Source organism: Anaeromyxobacter paludicola (assembly GCF_023169965.1).
GTDB lineage: Bacteria > Myxococcota > Myxococcia > Myxococcales > Anaeromyxobacteraceae > Anaeromyxobacter_B > Anaeromyxobacter_B paludicola.
On record NZ_AP025592.1, the window covers coordinates 1,064,228 to 1,086,203 of the forward strand.

General features: G+C 74.6%; 14 protein-coding genes. 1 reads left to right on the forward strand and 13 read right to left on the reverse strand.

Translation table 11 applies throughout. The annotated features are described in order from the left end of the window. Positions 1-46: 46 nt before the first annotated feature. From AMPC_RS05000 to AMPC_RS05050, 11 genes are all read right to left on the reverse strand, one after another. Entirely contained in the window at positions 47-871 is an 825-nt protein-coding gene (locus AMPC_RS05000; RefSeq protein ID WP_248344821.1) for a BKACE family enzyme, read from the reverse strand. Then, positions 868-1,296: a 3-aminobutyryl-CoA ammonia lyase gene (gene kal, locus AMPC_RS05005; protein WP_248344822.1), complete on the reverse strand. Its 429-nt coding sequence runs from the start codon at positions 1,294-1,296 to the stop codon at positions 868-870. The genes AMPC_RS05000 and kal overlap by 4 nt, the downstream gene beginning before the upstream one ends. Beyond that, entirely contained in the window at positions 1,293-2,051 is a 759-nt protein-coding gene (gene kamE, locus AMPC_RS05010) for a lysine 5,6-aminomutase subunit beta (protein ID WP_248344824.1), read from the reverse strand. The genes kal and kamE overlap by 4 nt, the downstream gene beginning before the upstream one ends. Beyond that, complete coding sequence (locus AMPC_RS05015) at positions 2,048-2,557, reverse strand: hypothetical protein (RefSeq protein WP_248344826.1); 510 nt, start codon at positions 2,555-2,557, stop codon at positions 2,048-2,050. The genes kamE and AMPC_RS05015 overlap by 4 nt, the downstream gene beginning before the upstream one ends. After that, positions 2,554-4,128 (reverse strand): lysine 5,6-aminomutase subunit alpha, encoded by a 1,575-nt coding sequence (kamD, locus tag AMPC_RS05020; RefSeq protein ID WP_248344828.1) that lies wholly within the window; start codon positions 4,126-4,128, stop codon positions 2,554-2,556. The genes AMPC_RS05015 and kamD overlap by 4 nt, the downstream gene beginning before the upstream one ends. 40 nt (positions 4,129-4,168) lie before the next feature. Further along, entirely contained in the window at positions 4,169-5,449 is a 1,281-nt protein-coding gene (locus AMPC_RS05025; RefSeq protein ID WP_248344830.1) for a MiaB/RimO family radical SAM methylthiotransferase, read from the reverse strand. Further along, complete coding sequence (gene mnmA / locus AMPC_RS05030; protein WP_248344832.1) at positions 5,427-6,482, reverse strand: tRNA 2-thiouridine(34) synthase MnmA; 1,056 nt, start codon at positions 6,480-6,482, stop codon at positions 5,427-5,429. The genes AMPC_RS05025 and mnmA overlap by 23 nt, the downstream gene beginning before the upstream one ends. 56 nt (positions 6,483-6,538) lie before the next feature. After that, positions 6,539-7,780, reverse strand: a complete 1,242-nt coding sequence (locus tag AMPC_RS05035) for an ATP-binding response regulator (RefSeq protein ID WP_248344834.1) — start codon at positions 7,778-7,780, stop codon at positions 6,539-6,541. Between the two features lie 27 nt (positions 7,781-7,807). Continuing rightward, positions 7,808-9,214 (reverse strand): CCA tRNA nucleotidyltransferase, encoded by a 1,407-nt coding sequence (locus tag AMPC_RS05040; RefSeq protein WP_248344835.1) that lies wholly within the window; start codon positions 9,212-9,214, stop codon positions 7,808-7,810. A gap of 6 nt (positions 9,215-9,220) precedes the next feature. Continuing rightward, the gene (locus tag AMPC_RS05045) at positions 9,221-9,526 is read right to left on the reverse strand and encodes a hypothetical protein (RefSeq protein WP_248344837.1); all 306 of its coding nucleotides are present in this window, start codon (positions 9,524-9,526) and stop codon (positions 9,221-9,223) included. Between the two features lie 101 nt (positions 9,527-9,627). Next, positions 9,628-9,963, reverse strand: coding sequence for a hypothetical protein (locus AMPC_RS05050; protein ID WP_248344839.1), 336 nt, complete (start codon positions 9,961-9,963; stop codon positions 9,628-9,630). Positions 9,964-10,224: 261 nt separating this feature from the next. Between AMPC_RS05050 and AMPC_RS05055 the strand changes: the two genes are divergently transcribed. Continuing rightward, the gene (locus tag AMPC_RS05055) at positions 10,225-10,878 is read left to right on the forward strand and encodes a hypothetical protein (RefSeq protein WP_248344841.1); all 654 of its coding nucleotides are present in this window, start codon (positions 10,225-10,227) and stop codon (positions 10,876-10,878) included. 60 nt (positions 10,879-10,938) lie between these two features. On the opposite strand, the gene AMPC_RS05060 is transcribed toward AMPC_RS05055, so the two are convergent. After that, the gene (locus AMPC_RS05060) at positions 10,939-20,781 is read right to left on the reverse strand and encodes a cytochrome c3 family protein (RefSeq protein ID WP_248344843.1); all 9,843 of its coding nucleotides are present in this window, start codon (positions 20,779-20,781) and stop codon (positions 10,939-10,941) included. 132 nt (positions 20,782-20,913) lie between these two features. Next, positions 20,914-21,894: a glycoside hydrolase family 16 protein gene (locus tag AMPC_RS05065; protein ID WP_248344845.1), complete on the reverse strand. Its 981-nt coding sequence runs from the start codon at positions 21,892-21,894 to the stop codon at positions 20,914-20,916. Positions 21,895-21,976: the final 82 nt, after the last annotated feature.

Sequence of the window (21,976 nt, forward strand, 5' to 3'; positions counted from 1 at the left end):
CCCGTCACGAGATGTGAAGGGACGGTAGCTCCCCGGAAGGGGACCGTCAAGCGGTGGCGATGCCGAGGATCCGGCGGGCCTCGGCGGGCGACGCGGGGTGGCGATCGGCGCGGCGGGCGGCCGCCACGGCCAGCTCCACCAGCTCGTGGGAGCCACGCGCCAGCACTCCCTTCGCGACGAACAGGTTGTCCTCGAGCCCCACCCGCGCGTGCCCGCCGAGTCGCAGCGCGAGCTCGGCGAGCGGCAGCTGGTGGCGCCCCACGCCGGCGGCCGACCAGTGGACCTGCTCCGGCAGCCCCTCCAGCAGGAACCGCAGGTTCCGCTCGCTCGCGGAGAGGCCGCCCGGCACGCCGAGCACGAACTGCACGTGGTACGGGGCCGCGAGGTGCCCCTGCGCGAGCAGCCACCGCAGCGTATCGAGCATCCCCGCGTCGTAGACCTCGCACTCCGGGACGAGCCCGCGGGCCCGCAGGGCGCTCGCCACACGGACGATGTCCGGGCGCGCGTTCACGAAGACCTCGTCGCCGAAGTTCATGGTGCCGAGGTTGAGCGTACCCATCTCGGCGCCGAGGACGAGCGACCCGAGCCGCTCGTCGATCGACATCCCCACCGCGCCGCCGGTGGAGCACTGGAGCACCGCATCGCAGCCGGCGGCCCGGATCCGCTCCACGATCTCGGTGAAGTGGGCGGCCTCCTGCGAGGGGCGGCCGTCGGGCCAGCGCGCGTGCAGGTGGATGCAGGCCGCCCCGGCCCGCCAGGCGTCCACCGCGGCCCGGGCGATCTCCTCCGGCAGGTAGGGCACGGCCGGGTTCTGGGCGCGGGTGACCTCCGCCCCGACCACCGCGGCGGTGAGGATGGCGGGGGTGGTCACGCCGGCCCCCTCCCCTGGGCGCCGGCCGCGCCGGGCCCGAGCCGCTGCCTCTCCTTCGGCGTCACGCAGGTGCCCGAGGCCCGGCAGACCACCACCGGCTCGGCGAGCACCTCGGCGGCGCTGTCGGAGAGGTCGCGCCGGGGCGCGAGGACCTTCCGCGCCACGAACCGCATGCGGCGGGAGGTCCGCCCGACCTCGACCACCTCGCCCTCGACCTCGAGGTAGTCCCCGGCGTGCACCGGCGCGAGGAACTCCACCGCGTCGTAGGCCCGGAACAGCCCCTCGTCGCCGTCGAGCCGGACGAGGAGCTCGGTGGCGACGTCGCCGAAGAGCGCCAGCAGCCGCGCCCCGTCCACGAGATCGCCGCCGTAGTGGGCGTCGGCCTGCGAGAGCCGGAGCCGGAGGCTCGCCTTGGGCAGGGTCATCCGCGCAGCTCCCTCCCCTCGCGCCGCAGCACGGCGGCGGCGAGGAAGTTGGCGACGTCCGAGGGCTTCGTGCCCGGCCCGAAGCCGGCGTCGTAGCCGAGCTCGAGCGCCAGCCGGTGATCGATCCGCGGGCCGCCCAGGAGCGCGACGACGCGGCGCCGGACCCCGAGCCGCTCCAGCTCCTCGATGAAGGCGCGGGCGTTGTCCTTGTGCACGTCGCGCTGGGTGACCACCTGCGAGACCAGCACGGCGTCGGCGCGGGTCTCCTGGCAGAGCCGCGCCAGGCGCCCGTTCTCCACCTGGGCCCCCAGGTTGCGGGCGTCGAACGCCGGGTAGCGCTCGAGGCCGTAGTCCCCGGCGAAGCCCTTCATGTTCATGATGGCGTCGATGCCGACGGCGTGGGCGTCGGAGCCGGTGCAGGCGCCGAGCACCACGATCCGGCGGCCGAGCTCGGCGGCCACGACCGCGTTCAGCTCGTCGAAGGAGCGCTTGCGGACCACCACCTCGGGCACGTGGAGCCCGTCCCAGTCCACCGCGGCGGCGGTGCGGCCGTAGACCACGAAGAAGGTGTACTCCTCGGCGGCGCGCTCCATGGCGGCCACGTGGACGCCCTCGAGCCCCATCTGGCGGGCGAGCTGGACCGCCGCCTCCCGGGCGCGCTCGCTCGCCGGCACCGGCAGCACGAACGAGAGCTGCACCACGCCGTCGTCGCGGCGGTCGCCGTAGGGACGGAGCGCGCGCCCCCCGGCGCTCACGAGCCGCCTCCCACCCGGGCGGTGGTGAGGAGCAGCTTCTGGGCCCGGAGCACGTCCGCGCCGAGCGGGGACTGCCCGGTGAGGAAGAGCCGGTACTGGTGCGGGCCGGCGCAGACGGCCCAGGCCCAGCCGTGCCACTGCCCCGCGTCGGCCTCCTGCAGGAGCGCGCGCCGTCCGGCGAAGGTGGTGGGGTGCCGGCGCATGTTCTGGAGCCCGCCGCTGCCCCGGGCGAGCGCCGCCTCGGCGTCGGCGAGGCACTCCTTCTCGCTGCCGAACGTGCGCTCCACCTGCTGGACGTCGAGCTTGGCCCGCTCGTCGGGCCGGAGCAGCGTGAAGCGCCGCGCCTCGCCCTGCGCCCTCCAGTCGGCGGGCGCCTCGAAGCTGAGCGCGCCCACGCCGTAGGTGAGCATCCCCTGATCCCGGCTCGGGGCGCCCGAGGGCGGGCCCCGGCGTCCGGCGCAGGAGGCCAGGACGACCGCGGCGGTGACGGCGGCGAGCCTCCTCATGCGGCGCCCTCCAGGATCTCGAGGAACGGGTTGAAGTAGTCGTCGTCGCGCGGCACCACGCCCTCGAGCCCCTTGCCGCCGTCCTCGGCGCGGGCCACGTCGCCGAAGCGGGCCTTCCCGATGGCCTGGAAGAGCCCCTCGTCCGCGACCTCCTCGAGGAGCCCGAGCGCCTTGCCGAGCGTCTCCGCCGCCCGCCGCTCCACCGCGCCGCCCGGCCTGAGCTGCAGCTCGCCGCCGAGCGAGCGCCAGGCCCGGTAGACGTAGTCGGCGGTCTTGAGCGCCACGTAGCGGTCCATGAGGAAGGGGTTGTGCATCGCCTCGGTCATCATCCCGAGGAGCTGGATGTGCTGGCCGGTGAGCCAGGAGACCACGTCGGCCATGGTGTCGTAGGCGTGGCTGAAGAAGATGTCGCCCTGCTTGTGCTTGGTGGGCGGCATGTACTTGATGGGCGCGTCCGGGAAGAGGGTGCGCACGAGCAGGGCCTGGGCGAGCTCGCGCGCCACGGTGTCCTCGCGGGCGGGGTCGATCTCGAAGCTGTGGCCGAGCCCGATGAGCGCGTCGGGCAGCCCGGCGCGGTGCGCGAAGCTCTCGTTCACGAAGTGGCTCGCGACCACGGTGTGGGCGGCCTCGTCGGCGTCGGCGGTGGTGATGTAGTTGTCCTCGCCGGTGTTGATGAGGATCCCGGCGAAGGCGCAGATGCGGCGCGAGAAGTGCTGATCGCAGAGCGTCCGCTTCATGTTGATGTCGCGGAACAGGATCCCGTACATGGCGTCGTTGAGCAGCATGTCGAGCCGCTCCCACGCCGCCGCGATGGCGATCTCGCTCATGCAGAGGCCGGACGAGTAGTTGGTGAGGTGCACGTACCGGCCGAGCTTGCGCGACTCGGCGTCGAGCGCCTCGCGCATGATCCGGAAGTTCTCCTGGGTGGCGTAGGTGCCGCCGTAGCCCTCGGTGGTGGCGCCGTGCGGCACGTAGTCGAGGAGCGACTGCGCCGTGGAGCGGATCACCGCGATCACGTCCGCCCCGGCCTGCGCCGCCGCCCGCCCCTGCTCCACGTCGTCGTGGATGTTGCCCGAGGCGACGATGAGGTACTTGTGCGGGAGCGGCCCCGCGCCCAGCTCCGCCTTGAGCGCGTCGCGCCGCTCCACCCGGGCGCGCAGCTCGGCGGCGGCGGCGCGCGCCTCCCGGCGCATCTCGGCCCGGAGCGCCTCGTCCTCCTCCGCCGGGAGCGGCGGCGGGTCGCGCGGCAGGGCCGCGATCCGCTCGGCCACCTGCAGCGGGTCGCGCGCGCCCTGGCGCATGGCCCAGCCGAGCCACCAGGCCGCGCCCCGGCCCACCAGCCCTCGCGCGTGCAGCTCGTCCACGATCAGGTTGACGAAGGGGACGCCGCGCGAGCCGGCGCCGTGGAACCCGAACAGCCGCAGCACCGCGCGCTCGATGGAGACGGTGGTGTGCCGCTCCACGAAGCCGATCACCGGCGCGGTGATCCGGTCGGCCAGCTCCCGGCAGCGCGCCACCGCCGCGGCGTCGAGCCGCAGGTCCGGCACCGTCCTGCCATCGGCCAGGCGCATGGCCGAGTCTTAGGCCCGTGCCCCGCCGGTGGCAACTTGCCTAGGGGGTATCCCTGGCCCGTCCGAGGCACCGCCGGCCGTCGCTCCCGGTGACGACCACCTGCGCCAGCGCGCCGCGCGCCTCGCCGCCGGCGGGCCAGCGGACCGTCACGCCGCTCCGCGCGGTCCCCACGCAGAAGCCCCCCTCGACCCGCTCGACCACCACCTCGAGCTGGCGGCCCCGCTGCGCCGCGAGGTAGGCCTGGCGCCGCCGCCGCGAGAGGTCGAGCAACTCGGCCGCGCGCTCCCGGGCGACCGGCCCCGGCACCGCGCCGGGCAGGTCCGCCGCCGGCGTGCCCTCCCGCGGCGACCAGGTGAAGACGTGCAGGTAGGTGAGCGGGGAGGCCTCGACGAGCCGGATCGTGGCGCGGTGATCCTCCTCGGTCTCCCCCGGGAACCCGGCCATCACGTCCGCGCCGAGGTTCCCGCCAGGGAGCGCGCGCGCCGCCTCCTCGAGGACGCGCAGGTAGCCGGCGGCGCGGTAGGGGCGCCGCATGGCGGCCAGGATCCGATCCGAGCCGCTCTGGAGCGGGAGGTGGAGCTGCGGGCAGAGCCGCTCGGCGGCCGGCCCTCGGAAGAGCGCCAGCGGCGCCTCGAGCGGCTCGATCGAGGAGAGCCGGAGCCGGTGCGCGAGCCCGTCCGCCGCCGCGCGCGCGACCAGCGCCTCGAGCGTGCGGCGCGGCGAGAGGTCGCGGCCGTAGTGGCCGAGGTGGATCCCGGCCAGCACCACCTCGCGCGCCCCGCGGCCGAGCGCGGCGAGCCGCGCCAGGGCCTCCTCGAACGCGAGCGAGCGCGACGGGCCGCGCGCCCGGGGCAGGATGCAGTAGGCGCAGGCGGCGTCGCAGCCGTCCTGGACCTTGAGCACCGCCCGCGTGTGCCGCGCCGGGAACGGCGGCGCCTCGGCCGGCGCGGCGTCCCGCCCGAGGAGCCGCGCCACCGCGGCCGCGACGCTGCCGCCGGTGCGCGCGCCCACCACCGCGGCCACCCCCGGCAGCGCGCGGCAGGCCTCCGGCGCGACCTCGGCGTAGCACCCGGCCACCACGATGCGGGCGCCCGGGTGTACCCGCGCCGCCAGCCGCACCGCCTTGCGCGCCGCCTGGTCGGCGCCGTTCGTGACCGTGCAGGTCTGGATCAGCACCAGGTCCGCCGGCTCGCCGGGCGCCGCCAGCGCGCAGGCGCCGTCGAGCGCCGCCGCGGCCGCGTCGAGGTCGCCGCGGCTCACCCGGCACCCGAGCGACACCAGCGCCAGGCGCGGCCGCTCAGCGGGCGATGCGGCCGCCACCCAGCACCTCGTCGCCGGCGTAGAACACCGCCGCCTGGCCCGGGGCGACGCCGCGCACCGGGCGCGAGAGCGTCACCTCGGCCCGCGCGCCGCAGAGCGGCCGGACCGTGCCCGCCACCCCCTCGTGCCGGTGGCGCACCCGCACCCGCGCCTCGACCGGCCCGGGCGGCGGCGCCCCCGCGACCCAGCGGACGTCGGTCGCGGTGAGCTCGGCGCGGGAGGCCTCGTCGGCCGTCCCCACCACCACCCTGCCCCGCTCCGGCTCGAGCCGCACCACGTACCGGGGCGCGGGCCCGGTCACCCCCAGGCCGCGGCGCTGGCCCACGGTGAACCGGTGCACGCCGCCGTGGCGCGCCAGCACCTCGCCCGAGGTGGAGACGAGCTCGCCCTCGCGCACCCGGCCCGGCGCGCGCAGCTCCACGAAGCGGGCCGCGTCCCCGTCGGTGACGAAGCAGATCTCCTGCGACTCGGCCTTGGCGGCGTTCGCGAGCCCGGCGGCGGCGGCGGCGGCCCGCACCTCCGGCTTGCGCAGCCCGCCCACCGGGAAGAGCACGTGGGCGAGCTCGTCCTGCCCGAGCCGGTAGAGGAAGTAGGTCTGGTCCTTGGCGTCGTCCGCGGCGGTGAGGAGCGCGTAGCGCCCGCCCCGCCGCTCCACCCGGGCGTAGTGGCCGGTGGCGAGCTTGCCGCCGAGGGCCCGGGCCCGCTTCAGGAGCCAGTCGAACTTCACCTCGCTGTTGCAGGGGATGCAGGGGTTCGGCGTGAGGCCGTCGAGGTAGTCCTCGACGAAGCGGTCCACGACGCTCCGCCCGAAGTGCTCCTCGAGGTCGGCCACGTAGAACGGGATCCCGAGGCGCCGCGCGGCCCGCCGCGCGTCCTCGAGGTCGTCCGGGCCGCAGCAGGAGCGCCCCCGCGCCCGGTCGGAGTAGTCGAAGACCCGCATGGTGACGCCGAGCACCTCGTGCCCCTCGGCCTGGAGGAGCGCGGCGGCGGCGGCGGAGTCCACCCCGCCCGACATGGCGACGAGCACGCGCATCGGAGGTGCGGAATCTAGCCCAAGGACGCGCCGCGGTGGAACCCGGGCCCGGGCCCTCAGCCGGAGACCTGGGCCGGCGGCTGGGGCCGGGCCTCGACGGGGCGAGCCGGGATCTCGAGCACGATCTTGGTGCCGGTGAAGTGGCGCGGCGTACCGGCCGGCTGCGTGCGGGGCGGGCTCTCGAGCACGATCTGGCCGCCGTGCGCCTCGGCGATCCGCCGCGCCACCGGCAGCCCCAGCCCCGAGCCGGGCGCGCGGGCGTCGCCCTTGCGCGAGGCGTGGAAGAACGGCTCGAAGACGTTCACCGCGTCGGCGCCGCGGATCCCGGGCCCCTGGTCGTAGATCGAGAAGCGGAGCCGGTCGCCGGCCCGCGCCACCTCCACCAGCACCTCGCCCCCGTGCGGCGAGAACTTCACCGCGTTCGAGACCACGTTGGCGAGCGCCTGGCGGAGCTTGCGGGCGTCGGCCTGCACCGGCCCGCCGCCGCCCCGGGTGACCGTGACGTGGAGGCGGGCCTCCTTGATGGCGGCGCGCTGCTCCGCCACCACGTCCTCGGCGAGCTGATCCGGGTCCACCACGGCGTGGAGGATGGCCGCCTGCCCCGCCTGCAGGCTCGCGAAGTCGGACAGGTTGTCCACGATCCGGGTGAGCCGCCCCACCGCGGCGAGGACGCTGTCGAGGATCTTCCGCTGCTGGTCGGAGAGCGGCCCGAGCTTGCCGGACTGCAGGATCCGGAGGTACCCGGCGAGCGGCGTCAGCGGCGTCGAGAGCTCGTGCGAGAGGTTGTGGATGAAGGCGCTGCGGAGCCGGTCCGAGCGGTCGAGCCGGGCCGCCGCGTCGCTCGCCCCGGCCACCGCCTGCTCCAGCTTGGCCGCGAGCCCGGCCGAGAAGGTCCTGAGGTTCTCGCGCTCCCCGCGCTCGTCGAGGAGCTCCCGCTTGCCGGCGAGGAAGGCCCGGACCTCGGAGACGAAGCGGTCCCGCGCGATCGGCTGCTCGATGAACCCGTCGCAGCCGGCGGCGATGGCCACGTCGTGCTCGGCGGGCCCCGTGCCCACCGCCACGAAGGGGACCCGCGCCAGCGAGCGCTCCTGCTTGAGCCGCGAGGCGAGCTCCGGCCCCTCGATGTCCGGCAGGTGCACGTCCGCCAGCACGAGGTCGGGGGGCAGCGTGAGGGCCCGCTCGATGCCGGCGAGCCCGGTCGGGCTCTCGTCCACCGCGAAGCCGCTCTCCTCGAGCAGCTCCCGCACGGTGGCGCGCAGGCCGGGATCGCCTTCGATGCAGAGCACCCGCGGAGACATGGTCGAGCCTCGACGCAAGTATATGCGTCAGGCGTCGCCGGTTCGCCGCGCCTCCCACCAGGCCGCGAGCTCTGCGGCAAGACGGGTCCGGGTGTTGCGCTTCGGGTCCTCCAGCACGTGGTCCAGCAGGTGCCGGACCGCCTGGCCGATCTCGCGCCCGGGCGGGATGCCGAGCTCCTTCATGATCGACGCCCCGTCCAGGGCGAGCTCTCCGGCGCTGAGCGGCGGCTTCGCCGCGAGCACCCTGGCGAGCCGCCGGCGGTAGCTCGACAGGAGCCCGGCCGCGGCGTGGGCGCGCGAGGAGCTGCGGGCGTCGGCGCGCCAGAGCTCGGCGAGAGCCTCCGCCTGCTCGACCCCGATCCGGGAGAGCAGGCGTCGCAGCGCCGGGTCCGAGCCGGCCGCCTCGGCCGCGCCGGGAGGGCCGAGCTCGAGGCAGCGCTGCTCCGCGACGAGCTGCGCCACCGCCTCCGCGAGCCGCTTCGCGAAGCGGAGCCGGGCGAGGCAGCCGCGCACCCGCTCCGGCTCGACCACGTGCAGGAGCGCGGCGAGCCGGAGGGCCAGCTCCGGCGGCGCCTCCGCCGCGGCCGCGAAGGCGTGCGCGCGCAGGTCCGGCTCGAGCTCCACCAGCTCCGGCAGCACCACCTCGAGCAGCCCGGTCCCGGCGAGCACCTCGAGCCCGCCGGCGACGTGCGGCGCCACCGCCAGCCGGGAGAGCTCCTGGCAGACCCGCTCGGCCGAGACCTTGCGGACCACCTCGAGGGCGCCCGGGACGGCGTCGCGGGTCTCCGGGTCGAGCGCGTAGCCGAGCTGCGCCGCGAAGCGCGCCGCCCGCAGCGGCCGCAGCCCGTCCTCTCCGAAGCGGGTCCCCGGATCGCCCACCGCGCGGATGAGCCGGTCCCGCATGTCGGCCCGGCCGCCGAACGGGTCGCGGAACTCTCGCCCCACCGGGTCGAAGGCGAGGGCGTTCATGGTGAAGTCGCGCCGCTCGAGGTCGCCCTCCAGGTCCTCGTGGAAGGTGACCGAGGACGGCCGCCGGCCGTCGCGGTACTCGCCCTCGCCGCGGAAGGTGGTGACCTCCACGTGCTCCCCCCCGAGCACCACGGTCACGGTGCCGTGCTCGACGCCGGTCGGGATCACCTTGGGGAAGAGCCGCATCACCTCCGCCGGCCGGGCCGGCGTGGCCACGTCGAAGTCCGCGGTGGCGCGGCGGCGGCCGAGGAGCAGGTCGCGGACGGCGCCGCCCACGAGCCAGGAGCGGTGGCCCGCCGAGTCGAGCCGGCGCAGCACGTCGAGCACCGGGAGCGGCAGGTGCGCCCGCGCGAGCTCGCGGGGGAGGCCGGCCTCGAGGGCGGAGGGGCCGCCGCGGCGAGCGCCCGGCTCGCCGCGCCCGGTCGCGGCGGGAGGCGAGGCGGGGCGAGGGCGGCCCTTCTCCATGGGGCCCTAGTGGACGACCTTCTTCTCCTCGGCCTGGCCGAGGAGGCGGAAGTAGAGCCGGATGAGCGCCTCGCGCGCGGAGGGGCGCAGCCCCTCGACGGCCAGCCGCGCGCGCGGGAGCGGGTCGCTCGCGATGGCGAGCAGCGCGCTGCCCACCTCGTCGGCCTCGTCGGCCGAGACGGCGCGGTCCTCGTCGGCGACGGAGAAGGCCTCCCGGATCGCGTCCACCTCGAAGAGCGGGTGGTGCCCCGAGAGCCCTCCCCTGAGCAGCGCCGAGAGCCTCCCCGGCGCCAGCGCGAGCTTTTCTTCCACGGCCCCCCCGTCGCGATGAGATGGCGCCGGCGCGGATCCGCCCCGACGCGGCGGCGCAGCCTACCACAGCGGCAGGCCGCGCCAAGGGCCGAGTGACGCGCTCAGGCGCGCAGCTGGCGCAGGTCGTCCAGGAGGCGCGGCGCCCTGCTCCAGCTCCACGAGAGCAGGGACAGGAAGATGAGCGTGAACGCCACGGCGGCGTCGTGCAGGTGCACGAGCAGGCCGTCGTGCGGGAGCATCATCGGGCAGAGGTAGAGCCAGATGCCCGCGTAGAGGATGGCGTAGTGGGCGCGAGGCCAGCGGAACGAGAGCGCCGCCGACGCGGCGGTCACGAGCGCGACGATCACCGCGTTGGCGGCGTTCGCCGGGACGTGTGGCAAGAGCCAGGCCGACGCGAAGAGCCAGAGCGACACCGCCAGGGACACGACCGAGATCACGGCTCACCTCCCGAGGATCGGAGGGACGCCGAACGGGCCCCTCCGGGCGCCTCTCCACAGCGTGCGACCACGATGGTAGGCCTCCGGGAGAAGGTGGCGCCGGGGCCGTTGGGGACACCCGTCCGCCGGACCACGCCCGCGACCGCCGGGGCCTCGGCTCGCCCGGCGGGGCGCGGACGCAGATGGGCGTAACCCGGCGGGCCGCCGCGGGTTCATATAGGTTCAGGAGAGCCGGCACCCAGGCCGGCCGGAGCGTCTTCCATGAGCGCCTTCACCGTCCGACACGCGTTTGCCCTGCTCGCCGCCCTCGCGCTCGCCCCCTCGGCGCGCGCCCAGGGGACCAGCCCTGGTCCCGGAGACGAGCCCGCCCCTCCGCCCGCCGAGCCCCGGGCCCAGGAGCAGGCCCCGGCGCCGCAGGACGCGCCGGCGCCGCAGGTCCGCCCCCCGGCGTCACGCCAGCAGCCCGCCTCCCCGCCCGATCGCCAGGACCGCGCCGCTGAGAACGGCACGCCGCCGGGCCAGTGGACCTACACGCGCCAGTACGGCTGGGTGTGGCTCCCCTACGCCGACGAGTACACCTGGGTCCCTCCCGACGGCGAGGGCTCTCCCTACTCGTACGTCTACTACCCCTCGGTCGGCTGGACCTGGGTGATGGCGCCCTGGGTCTGGGGCATCGGCCCCTGGCCGTACTTCGTCTACGGCCCGGTGCACTACGGCTGGTACGGCCGCGGCTGGTGGCGGGACCCGGGCCGCTGGCACTACCGGCCGGCCCCGCCGCACGCCATCGCGGCCGCGCGCCCCTGGGGCCCTTACCGCGGCGGCGTGTACCGGGGCTTCTCGCGGCCGGCGCCCTCGCGGGCCTTCGTGGGCCCGCGAGCCGGAGCCGGCGGGTGGCACGGGCGAGGGCACCGGTAGCGGGCGCCGCGCCGGAGCACCTGCCCTCGGCGCGTCACCGGCTCCGGCAGGCGCGAGGGATCAGGGATCGACGCCGCTCTCGTAGTCGTAGAAGACGTTGCCGCCGCTGTAGTACTGCTGGTGGTTGTAGCCGCAGGCGCTGACGCCGTCGCTCCCCTGCTTCGTGTAGCAGAGGTAGGAGGCCGAGGTCCCGCCGCGCTGGAAGCCGACCAGGCCCTCGCCGTTCATGAGCCGCTTGCCCGAGTAGCTGCCGGCCCGCTGCGAGCCGCCCGCGAAGTTGGTGCCGTGCCCGTGGCCCAGGTTGGAGCCGTGGATGGAGCCGACGCGGCCGCCGCCGTGGCAGATCATGCAGGCGATGCCGCGCTCGGTCTGGGCGACCACGTAGTTGATCTGCCCGCCGTAGTGGAGACCGGTGGCCGGCGGATGCATGGCGCGCGACCAGGTGTACTTCGCCGGCGACTGGTACAGGGTGTCGCCGTACACCTCGAAGCGGTGGCAGTTCAGGCAGAAGTTGGTGCGGTAGGGCGAGCTGCCGCTCCCCGGGGGGTCGACGGCGACGTTGCTCACCGTCTGGAACTGCCCCGCGGTGGTGCTCGTGACCGCGCCCGACGTCGAGTAGACGGGGTAGGTCTTGCCCTTGTAGTTGCGGAGCAGCCAGCGCTGGCCGGAGCCGTGCGGGCCGTAGGCGTCGGTCGCGCCCGCCGGGGCGGCGACGTCGTCGCTGGCGTGGCAGTCGGTGCACTTGAGCGTGCTCCAGGGCCCCCAGGGCGGCACGAAGGTCGCCCCGAGCCCGGGGGTGAGCGCGAACGCCTGGCCGGAGCCGGCCCGGGCCGCCGCGCTCCGGTCGAGCACGAGGTGCGTCGCGTCCTGGATCGCGGCCACCTGGTACCACCCGGCCGCGCCCTGGGCCGGCGCGGCGCTGCCGACGAAGAGGAACCAGCCCGGGAGCGTGGTCGCGGGCCAGATGCTGCCGCTGAGCGTCACCACGCCCCTGCCGGACGCGTTGTCGGCGACGCTCACGGTCACGCCGGTGCTCGAGACGAAGCGGGGCCAGTTGGGGTTGTAGACCGAGCCGGCGACGTCGCTCGAGACGAGCGGCTGGTTGCGTCCGGGGGCGAAGACGGCGTGGTGGGCCAGGTTGTTCGGGTTGAACTCGTTCGCCACGTCGCTCTCGCGCAGGCAGCCGGCCGGGGACGCCTGGACCAGCGGCGACATGGCGGCGCCGTTGCCGAGGAGCGAGGTGCACCCGCCGGCGCTGGCGAGGCTGAAGTCGTTGAAGACCATCGACGAGAACGGGCCGGAGTTGGCGCCGGAGAAGGCCGCGATGGACCCCCGCCGGTTGTTCGACCAGGGCGCCGCGCTCGGGTCGGTGCCGTAGGCATAGCTCGAGTGGCACTTCAGGCACACGCCGGCCGAGGTGCTCGGGGTCGCGGTCCGCGTGAGCGTCACCGGGTTGTAGACGGGCTGCGAGGCGGGGCTCTGGGCGCCGTCCTGGCCCCGGAACGTCGCGTCGCCGTTCACGATCGGCTGCCCGTCGGTGCCCCACCCGTCCCAGTAGTCCGGGGGCGGGGGCTGCGCCGGGAACGCCGGCTCCACGCCCCAGGCCCCCTTGAGCGCGCCGCCGGGGTCGGTCGCCCCGAAGGCGCCGTTCGAGATCACCACGTACTTGCTGCCGGCGGCCGGGGCGGGGTCGCTGCCGCCGAACTTGACGGTCAGGGTGGTGGCGGTGTTGGCGAAGACGGTGCTCGTCGAGCCCGCCCCGGTCCCGGAGACGATCTTCACCGTCCAGCCGACGCGCCCGTTGACCGGCCAGGCGGCGGAGGAGTCGGTGAGGACGTCGAGGGCGGCCGACTCGACGCCGCCCGAAGCCTGCGCGGTGCCCGCCACGAAGCCGGTCACCGTCGCGGCGCCGCCGCCGGTGCGCCCGGCGCGGTGCGGATCGTGGCAGTCGGCGCACTCCACGTGACGGTTGGCGCCCGAGAGCGAGCCGTCGGCGGCGGCGGCCCCCTCGACCCCGGGCTTGTGCGCCGCCGGGTTCGCGCCGATCTCGTGCCTGGTCCGGTACCCGGTCGGCGGCGTGTAGTAGGTGGTCAAGGTGCCGGCCGGGAAGTCGTCCGGCCAGTACTGCGCCGAGCCGAGCGCGAACAGGCTCGTGCTCGGCGGCGTCATCGCGGTCGCGGCGTACAGGTCGCTCGCCGACATCGCCTTCGCCGGCCAGCCGTCGAGCGCCTCGCCCGCGTTCCGGTGGCACGAGTAGCAGAGCGTGGACGAGTCCATCCAGTCGGCCCCGTGCAGGCCGAACCTGGCCTCGGGATCGGTCGAGTACCGCTTGCCGAGCCGGTCCACGTGGCACTTGGCGCAGTTGGCCTGGAACTGGTTCTGGCCGACGTCCTTGAAGGGCTCCGCGGCGGCGTAGTTGTGGGCCGCGGAGGAGAACGCGGAGGCGTCGATGACGAGCGTCTGCGTCGAGCCGCTCGAGTCCACGTACGACTTCGTGAGCGCGCCCTTGTGGCAGGAGACGCACAGCCCGCCGGTCGCGGCGATGAAGTCGGTGTTGGTGAAGTTCACGTTCGGCAGCGCCGGCACGAGCGCGATGTCGGTGCGGAGGTTCATGCCGCGCCCGCCGGCCGCGTTCAGCGAGGGCAGGAAGAGGTCGTGATCGACGTGGCACATGAGGCAGCGCCGGTTCACGTCGACCTGCGACCCGCTCGGCGGCGAGGTCGGGTAGCTGGTCACGCCGCTGCCCGCGCTCGTGCCCGACCAGGAGGACGCCATGAGGTGGTGGTGCGCCGTGGTCGTCTGCATCGGCGACAGGACGGCGTTGTGGCAGAGGACGCAGTCGCGGCCGCCGGCGGGATCGGCCGAGAACCCGGTCGAGTGCCTGTGGCAGTCGGTGCAGCGCTGCGTCGGCCCCGGGCTCGCCGAGTAGTGGGCGTCGAGGTTTCCGTCGGCGCGCCAGCGCGGCAGGCCGGTGGACTGATCCTGGGTCCGGGTGTGGCACACCTGGCACGGGCCGGTGCGATCCGCGTTCACGTACGACGGCTTCCCGCCGCACGCCGGGTCGGCGGAGTCGCCGCAGGTGGCCTGGAACGAGACCGCCCGCGTCGGCTGGTAGCCGTTCACCGGCGGTGGCGTGATCTGCCCGGCCACCAGGTAGACGTTGGTGGTGCCGTGGGGCGCGTGGCAGTCGCGGCAGTGCGTGCTCCAGGCCCCGTACTGGCTCTGGGTCGTCTCGCTCGAGTGGGTGGGGACGTTGTGGCAGTCGGTGCAGAGCTGCGACGAGTTCTCGCGCCCGAGCAGCATGCCGTCGCCCGCGCCCTGCCGCAGGATGGTGAGGGTGACCGGGGTGGAGAGCGTGGTCTGGGTGCCGTTGCTGGCCTTGGCCACGAGGGTGTACGCGCCCGACTGGAGCGGCAGGACCGTCTCGTAGACGCCGGCGGTGGGGCTCCCGGCCGGCGTGGCCGGGTACTTGGAGCTCAGGGTGAGCGCCGTCGCGTGGGCCCAGGCGTCGGAGGTGATGGTCACCGGGCTGCTCGGGGCCAGGGCCGCGAGCCCGGCGGGATGGTAGACCCGCACCTGCACGCGGATCCCGGTCCGGGCCGGGCTCAGCGTCCCGCTGCGCGGGTTCAGGATCTCCACCATGGGCGAGCCGAGGGCCGGGTTCCCGGAGCTCGGACCCGCGACGATGGTGAACACGTTCCCGACCACGCCGGTGCCGCCGCTCGAGGCCGGCGCGTCCGGGGCGAGGCTGGACGGCTGCAGGGAGGCCTGGAAGGTGTCGCCCGGGGTGGCGCCCCGCGGGACCGACATGAGCAGCGCCAGGGTCACCGGGCTGCCGGCGCGGACGGCGTAGGCGAGGCTCGAGAAGTGATAGCCGCTGCCGGAGGCCGCGGCGTTCCCCACCACGTTCCCCGTCGCGTCCTCGACGAGCTGGAAGCGGAGGCCGTCGAGCAGGCTGGCGTAGCCGAGGTTGGCCAGGTCGAGCGACTCCAGCGTCACCGCGCCGCTGCTCGCCGTCAGGCTGAAGCGGGCCACCTTGACCCCGGCGGTGCCGGCGGCCACCGTCCCGCCGGTCGGCTCCGGGAGGGCCGGCGCGAGGGCCAGGGACGCGCAGACCGGCGCGAAGACCGCGCTGCTCACCACCGGCGGGACCGTGCCGTCGGGATCGGTGAAGGTGGCCTGGTAGTAGTAGGCCTGCGACGCCGACAGGGTCGTGTCCAGGCAGGTGCGCGCGCCGAGGCCTCCGACGGGCGACGGGCAGCCCGCGATGGCCGTCCACGGCCCGGTGGGCGAGAGGCCGCGCTGGAACAGCGTGGCGCTGTTGTCGTTGGTGTCCCCGCCGAAGGTGGCCGTCACCGTGGCCTGGCTGCAGCTGGTCACGTCCGCGCTCACGGAGGCGCTCGCCACCGCGAGCAGCGCCGGCTGGGGGATCACCGGGCCGGTGGGGTTCGCGACCGAGTAGTTGAAGCACGAGTCGGCCCCGAAGACGGCGTAGTAGTAGCGCGTGCCGTCGATCAGGGAGGTGTCGGTGAAGGTCGTGCCCGGGCCGCTGTAGACCACCAGGCTCGAGTCGATGAAGGCGCCGGCCGGGTAGAGCTGCCCGTCCACCGGCGCGCCGACGATGGGCACCGTGTCCCGGACGATCACCACCGAGGTGTGGCTCGGGCCCGGGGTCCAGTTGAGCGTCACCTGGCCGTCCTGCCGCACCACCCTCCCCTGCACCTGCCCGTTCACGGTGGTGCCCCAGGTCGGCGCGGCCGGCGTGAGGTCGTCGATCACCACCGTCGCCCCGCCGCGATCGCTCACGCTGAGGTTGGTGTAGCCGCCGTTCACGGCCGTCACCGTCCCGGTGAGCGCGAAGGCGGCGCCGGGCGCGGCCGGCATGGCCGCCTTGGTCTTCGGCGTGATGCGGACCCGGTACTGGACGGCGCTGCCCGTGACCGTGAGCGGCTGGGCCAGCGGGACGGTGAGGACGTCGGTGGTCGGGTAGTCCACCGAGCCGAGCGCGTTCCCCGCGTCGTCCGTGACCTCCACCCTGGCGAGGTACCGCCAGGCGCCGGGCGCGAAGGTCACGGTGACGCCGGTGACGCCGTTCGAGCCGGCGCTGTTCTGGAGCGTGAACGCGTCGAGGGACGTGGCCCCGCCGAGCGGCGCCGCGCAGAGCGGCGCCCCCGCGGGCCAGTCGGGCGGGTTCGCGCCGTCGCCGAGGTTGGTCCTGACCGGCGCCCGGTCGTAGGAGAAGCTGAAGCCGCGGTAGTCCGAGGCCGGCGAGGCGTTCAGGGACGCCCCGCCGTCGGCGTCGGTCCAGCTGAACGAGGTCCCCCCGCTCCAGTTGAGCCGCTTCGCCCACAGGTTCCGGTTGGCGTCGGAGAAGGCGAGCATGAGGGTGTCGGGCGAGCCCGGGTCGGGCGCCACCTCGAGCCAGCTCTTGCTCGCCGGGGCCGTCCCACCCCCGGACCAGTACTGCGACCGCGAGAAGGCGCCGCCGTCCACGGAGTAGGCGTAGGTGACGCTGGAGTCGTCCCAGCCGTCCCAGATCACCACCGCCGCGCTCGAGCCCGAGCGCGTCAGCCAGCCCGCCCCCAGGATCTTCTGCGCCGGGTCGATGTTGCCGTTGTTCCACTTCTGGGCGGCTCGCCCCGCCGTCTGCGCGATGGCGCTGCCGTCCCAGAGCACCACGTTGATCTGGGAGCCGGAGGGGTAGCTCCCCTGGTAGACGTCGGTCGCGGCCACCACCCGGTTGCTGATCGGATCGGCGGCCGCCACCACGTGGGCGCCCGGGGCGCCGCCGTTGACGGTCTGCGAGCCGGCGCTGGCGAGGGCCACCGGCGACTGCCAGCCCGCGCTCCGGTCGTAGTAGCGGTACTTGTTGGAGATGCTGGTCAGGCCGGCGTCGACCTCGGTCCAGAAGAGGATGAAGTTGCCCGTCAGGCTCTCGTAGGCCCCCGAGACGTCGTCGCTGTCGCCGGGCTGGCAGGCCCCGTACTGCAGGCCGGTGTGCGCCGCGGCCGGCTCGCCGGACCACGTGCTCCCGTTCCAGAACACCGTGGTCAGGTTCCCGGTCGGATAGTTGTTGTAGCCCGTCAGCGTGGTGTCCGAGACCGTGAGCGCCAGCTCGTCGGTCCCGGGGCGGGGCGTGAGCTTCACCAGGGCCACGTCGTTCACGAGGCGCGACAGCCGCAGCAGCCGCTCGTCGGTCCAGCTCGTGCCGTTCCAGATCCGGTAGCCGACCACCGGCCCCTGGCCGTCGCCCTTGGCGTACACCACCACGGCGCTGCCCGAGGACAGGTAGGCGATGTCGTAGCGGCGGGTGACGAGCGGCGTGCCCGAGTTGTAGGGGTAGTTGCACGCGTTGTAGGCGACGTTGGTGACGTACTTCCTCGTGGTCTGCAGGTAGTAGGTCCAGTCGTCCACCCAGCTCGTCCCGTTCCAGCGCTGGACGTACAGCGACGAGCCGAGCATGGCGCCCACCAGGTGCTCGTTGCGGGTCGGGGCGGCCCGATCCACGAGCTTGGTGAGGCCGGTCCCCAGCGTCCGGGTGGCGGCCGCGCCGCCGAAGGCGTTCGCGATCCCGTCGTACGCCTTGCCCTGGATCGCCGCGCCGCCCACGTCGTAGGAGAGGTGCCCGGAGGACGGGGCGTAGGCCGTGACCGCCTGGCCGGCGCGGTACGGGCCCGCCTGCAGGCCCGCCGACCAGCCGCCGCACGCGCTGCCGGCGAACAGCTTGTAGTAGTAGGCCACGCCGGGGCTGACGGAGGCGTCGGTGAACGTGCTGCCCGCGCCGGCGTAGACGATCGTGCTCGCGCCGAGCGCGCCCGGCGCGGCGTAGGTCTGGCCGGTCGCGGGGGCGTCGAGCACCGGCGCGGCGCTCCGCAGCACCAGCACCGAGGTGGCGTCGGCGGGCCGGCTCCAGGCGAGCGAGACGCTGGAGCTCGTCGGCGTCACCTTGGTCCAGCTCGCGTCCGGGGTGGTCTGCTCGAGGTACAGCGCGGCGCTCGCGCCGTCCTGGATCGACGCGTAGGGGCTCAGGCTGACGATCCCCGTGACGACGCCGCTCACGGCGAAGGTGGGCAGGTTCAGCGAGGCCCTGGGCGTGACCCGGATCCGGTACTGCGTCGCGGTGGCGGTCACGTTGATGGCCGTGGCGAGCGGCACCGTGACCACGTCGGAGCCGGGGGTCGCGACCGAGCCGTAGACGGTGCCGCCGTCGTCGCTCGTGACCTCGACGAGGGCGAGGTACGGCGCCGAGCCCGCCACGAAGGTCACGGTGACGGTCGAGAGCACGTCGCCCATGTCGCTGCGCAGGGTGAAGGCGTCGAGCGGCGTGGCGGCGGGGCTGGCGGAGGCGAGGCAGGCCGGCGCGCCGGAGGTCACGCCGGGCGGGTTCGTCCCGTCGCCGACGTAGACGGTCCAGGCGGCGGTGGGGACCGCGCGGTCGTAGGAGAAGCCGAAGCCGAGGGTCGAGGTGCTGGCGGCGGCGTTGAGGGAGCTCCCGCCGTCCGCGTCGCTCCAGGCGAAGCTCGTGCCCCCCTTGTAGGCGAGCCGCTTCGCCCAGACCTTGCCGGCGCTGTCCTGGAAGGTCAGCATCAGGTTGGTGGCGGCGAGCGGGTCCGACTCCGCCTGCATCCAGGTCTTCGAGCCGGGGACCGCCCCTCCGAACGAGCCGAGCTGCGGCGCGGAGAAGCTGCCGTCGAGCGACCAGGCGTAGGTGATCCCGCCGGTCTGCGCCGTGTCCCACATGACCATGGCGGCGCTCGAGCCGGCCGCGGACACCCAGCCCACCGCGAGCGGCTTCGTGCCCGCGGCCACCGGCGACGCGTTGGCGGAGGAGACGGCGGCGCTCGGCCCGAAGGCCGCGCCGCTCCAGACGATGGGGTGGATGGCCTGGCCGGCGTTGGTGGCGGCCACGATCTGGTTCGAGAGCGGGTTCCCGGCGGCCACGACCTGGAGCGGCCCCGAGCCGAAGGCGCCCCAGAGCGTCTTCGCGCCCCAGGCGGCGGTCTCGCAGGCGTAGGCGGTGCAGCCGGGAGCCTGGCGCAGGTGGCGCTGGGAGTAGAGCGTGGACGAGGTGCCCGACCCCTCGGCGAAGAAGGCGATGAAGTTGCCGGTCTTGCCCTCCCAGGCGCCGTCGAAGGCGTCGGAGTCGCCGAGCGCCGCGGCCCGGTAGACCGAGGTGCTCTGCACCACCTCCGCGTCCCACTGGGTCCCATCCCAGAACCGCGTGACGAGCTTGCCGTTGCCGTCCACCACCATGAGCGCGAGCTCGTTCGTGCCCGGACGCGGGACGAGCTTCATCATCACCGGCGTGCCGGTGAAGGCGCCCGAGGTGTAGGTCGCCCAGTAGCCGCTCTTGGCCACCGGGTCCCAGGACTCGTACTTCACCGAGCCGGCGCCGTTCGGCGCCACCACCATGGCGGTCCCCGACGCCGTGAACCCCACGTCGTAGTTGCGCACCGCGCTCGTGGCGGTGGTGCCGGCCACGACCACGCTTGGCCAGCTGGTGTCGAGCCCCTGGTAGAAGGTGAGGCCCGAGGTGCCGCCCTCCCGGCCGAGCAGATACTGGGAGTAGACCGGCGAGGACCGCAGCAGCAGGTACCCGGCGCCGTCGGTGGTGGAGCCGGTGGGCTCGACCGAGGCGCCGAAGGCGTTCGCCGCGCCGTCGTAGGCGCGCGTGGGCACGAGGTTGTTGCTGTTCACGAAGAGCCGGCCGCTCGAGGCCGGCATCGCGGTCATGGGGCTCGTCTGGAGCGGTCCGACCGAGACGCCCGGGGAGTAGCCGTTGCAGAGCCCCTTGTTGAAGAGCTTGTAGTAGTAGGGCCCGCTCCCGACGGTCGTGTCGGCGAGCGAGGTGCCGGCGCCCGCGTACACCACCGCGCTCTGGCCGATGGTCGCGCCCGCCGCGTAGGTCTGGCCGTCCACCGGCGCGTCGGCGACGGGGGCGCTGCTCCGCAGCACCAGGGCCGAGCTGACGATGGTCCCGGACCAGGTGAGGCCGATCTGCGCGCTGGTGACGTTCGTCCTTCCCCAGGCGAGGTCGGCCGGCTTCGCGTCCACGGCGATGGGCCCGGCCTGCGCGCCGCTGTTCGAGTAGTTCCCGCAGAGGTCCCGGGTGAAGATCTTGTAGTAGTAGCCCTGGCCCGCGACGACCGAGGCGTCCACGAAGCTCTTGGCCGTGCCGGCGTACACCACGGTGCTCGAGCCGATGGTCTGCCCCGCGGCGTACGTCGTGCCCGCGGCGGGGTAGTCGCCGATGCTGTACGACGCCCGGCGCAGGACCACCACCGAGGCCGCGTCCGAGCCGGTGGACCAACTGAGCGAGACCTGCGACGGAACGTAGCAGCCCGGGCTGCTCCACGCGGGCACCGCCGGCATCGCCTGGGCGTAGATGGTGGCGCTGGTGGCGTTGCTGAAGGACTTGGTCGGGCTGGCGGACGAGACCAGCGTGGAGACCGTCCCGCCCACCCCCGGCCCGGCGACCTGGTAGTTCGCGGGGGACGTGGAGTACATCGGGAAGCTCGACTTCGGCGTGATCTTGAGGTGGTAGCGCTGCGCGACGTTGGTGACCTGGATCGGCGTGGAGAAGGAGATCGAGGTGATGGACGTCGAGGTGCCGAGCACCGTGCCGCTGTCGTCCGCGACCGACACCTGGCCGATGTAGCTCGAGGCGCTCGCGGGAAAGCTGAAGCCGAGGGAGCTGACGGAGATGCCCGACGCGCTGTCGGACAGCAGCGAGAAGTAGTCCGCGTCCACCGTGGCCGAGCCGGCGCACATCGGCGCGGTGAGCGGCATCGCCGGCGGCGGCGAGCCGGTGCCGTCCGAGACCCAGATGCTGTTCGCGAGCGCCGCGATCGGCCAGCTCAGCGCCACCGCCAGCAGGACCGCGATCCCCTTCACCCTTCCCATGCGCGCCCCCCCGACTCGTACCGTCCGGGCAGATATTTGCACAAACGGGGCCACCCATGCGGGGGATTCGTTGACGCTTGGTCACGGCGGCGCTGACCACCCGTGAACCCGGCCGGCCCTGCGGCGGCCGCGCTACGGCGCCGGCTGCCAGACGCGCACCCAGTCCACGTCCATGTGGGTGGTGCTGGCGGCGCGCGTGCCGTAGCCGCCCGCCGGGACGTAGCCGGCCCAGGTCCCGTCCTCGACCTCGCAGGTGAGCTGCAGGAACTCGCTCCGGTTCGAGATCCCCTGGGCGAAGGACCAGACCTGCGCGCCGTCCACGTAGAACGCGTAGCCCGCCGGCGTCCAGAGGACGGCGTAGGTGTGCCACTCGCCCTGCACCGGCGCGCCGTCCGGGAGGGTGGTGACGTTCGAGAAGTCCTTGCGGTCGGCGCCGTAGCCGTCCCAGTGCAGCGCCTGCTGGACCATGTCGCGCAGCGCGTCCCAGCCCTTGGTGTCGGTGACCCGGTGCTCGACGACGTCGATCTCCGCCCCGGCGGTCCCGGGGTCGCCCACCGGATTGCCCACCGTGGACGCGAACATCCAGAAGGCGCACCACTCGCCCGGCGCGTCCTGGAAGCGGATGCGGGCCTCGTAGTAGCCGTAGGTGGACTCGAACGCGTGCTCGGTGGAGAGGAAGCCGGTGTAGTTCTGGCCGTTCTCCGTGTACGTGGTCAGCGTGAGGAGGCCGTTCGCGACGCTCACCGCGTCCGGGGTCGCCGCCGCGTCGCGCCGCGGGAAGCTCTGGGCGGTCCACTTCGTGGGGTCGAGCCCCGAGCCGTCGAACTCGTCGTGCCAGACGAGGTGGTAGCCGGGGACCGGCGAGGGCCAGGAGAGCGCCGGATCGGCCGGCGTGGCGCTGCCGCCCTGCGCGGTGCCGGTGGCGCCGCCGGCGCTCCCCTCCCCGGCGCCCCCGCCCGGCGCCGCGGGCGCGCCGCCGCCGCCGCCGGTGCCGGAGCCGGCGCCCGGATCGGCCGTGGTCGTCGGCGTCGGAGCAGCCGCCCCGCCGCAGGCCAGGGCGAGGAGGAGCGCGGCGGGAGAGAGCGGACGAAGGAGCGGACGGAGCGGGTGCATGCACCCGGACGAACGGCTCCGGGGGAGGCGGGATTCCCGCGCCTTGCCGCCCGGCCGCGGCCGAATGGACGACTGCCCGGCG

What these genes read in the sequence shown, in the direction of transcription:
- AMPC_RS05060 (WP_248344843.1), bottom strand. Translation starts at nt 20,781, where the DNA reads ATGGGAAGGGTGAAGGGGATCGCGGTCCTGCTGGCGGTGGCGCTGAGC.
- AMPC_RS05015 (WP_248344826.1), bottom strand. Translation starts at nt 2,557, where the DNA reads ATGAGGAGGCTCGCCGCCGTCACCGCCGCGGTCGTCCTGGCCTCCTGC.
- AMPC_RS05035 (WP_248344834.1), bottom strand. Translation starts at nt 7,780, where the DNA reads ATGTCTCCGCGGGTGCTCTGCATCGAAGGCGATCCCGGCCTGCGCGCC.
- AMPC_RS05065 (WP_248344845.1), bottom strand. Translation starts at nt 21,894, where the DNA reads ATGCACCCGCTCCGTCCGCTCCTTCGTCCGCTCTCTCCCGCCGCGCTC.
- kamD (WP_248344828.1), bottom strand. Translation starts at nt 4,128, where the DNA reads ATGCGCCTGGCCGATGGCAGGACGGTGCCGGACCTGCGGCTCGACGCC.
- AMPC_RS05055 (WP_248344841.1), top strand. Translation starts at nt 10,225, where the DNA reads ATGAGCGCCTTCACCGTCCGACACGCGTTTGCCCTGCTCGCCGCCCTC.
- kal (WP_248344822.1), bottom strand. Translation starts at nt 1,296, where the DNA reads ATGACCCTGCCCAAGGCGAGCCTCCGGCTCCGGCTCTCGCAGGCCGAC.
- AMPC_RS05040 (WP_248344835.1), bottom strand. Translation starts at nt 9,214, where the DNA reads ATGGAGAAGGGCCGCCCTCGCCCCGCCTCGCCTCCCGCCGCGACCGGG.
- mnmA (WP_248344832.1), bottom strand. Translation starts at nt 6,482, where the DNA reads ATGCGCGTGCTCGTCGCCATGTCGGGCGGGGTGGACTCCGCCGCCGCC.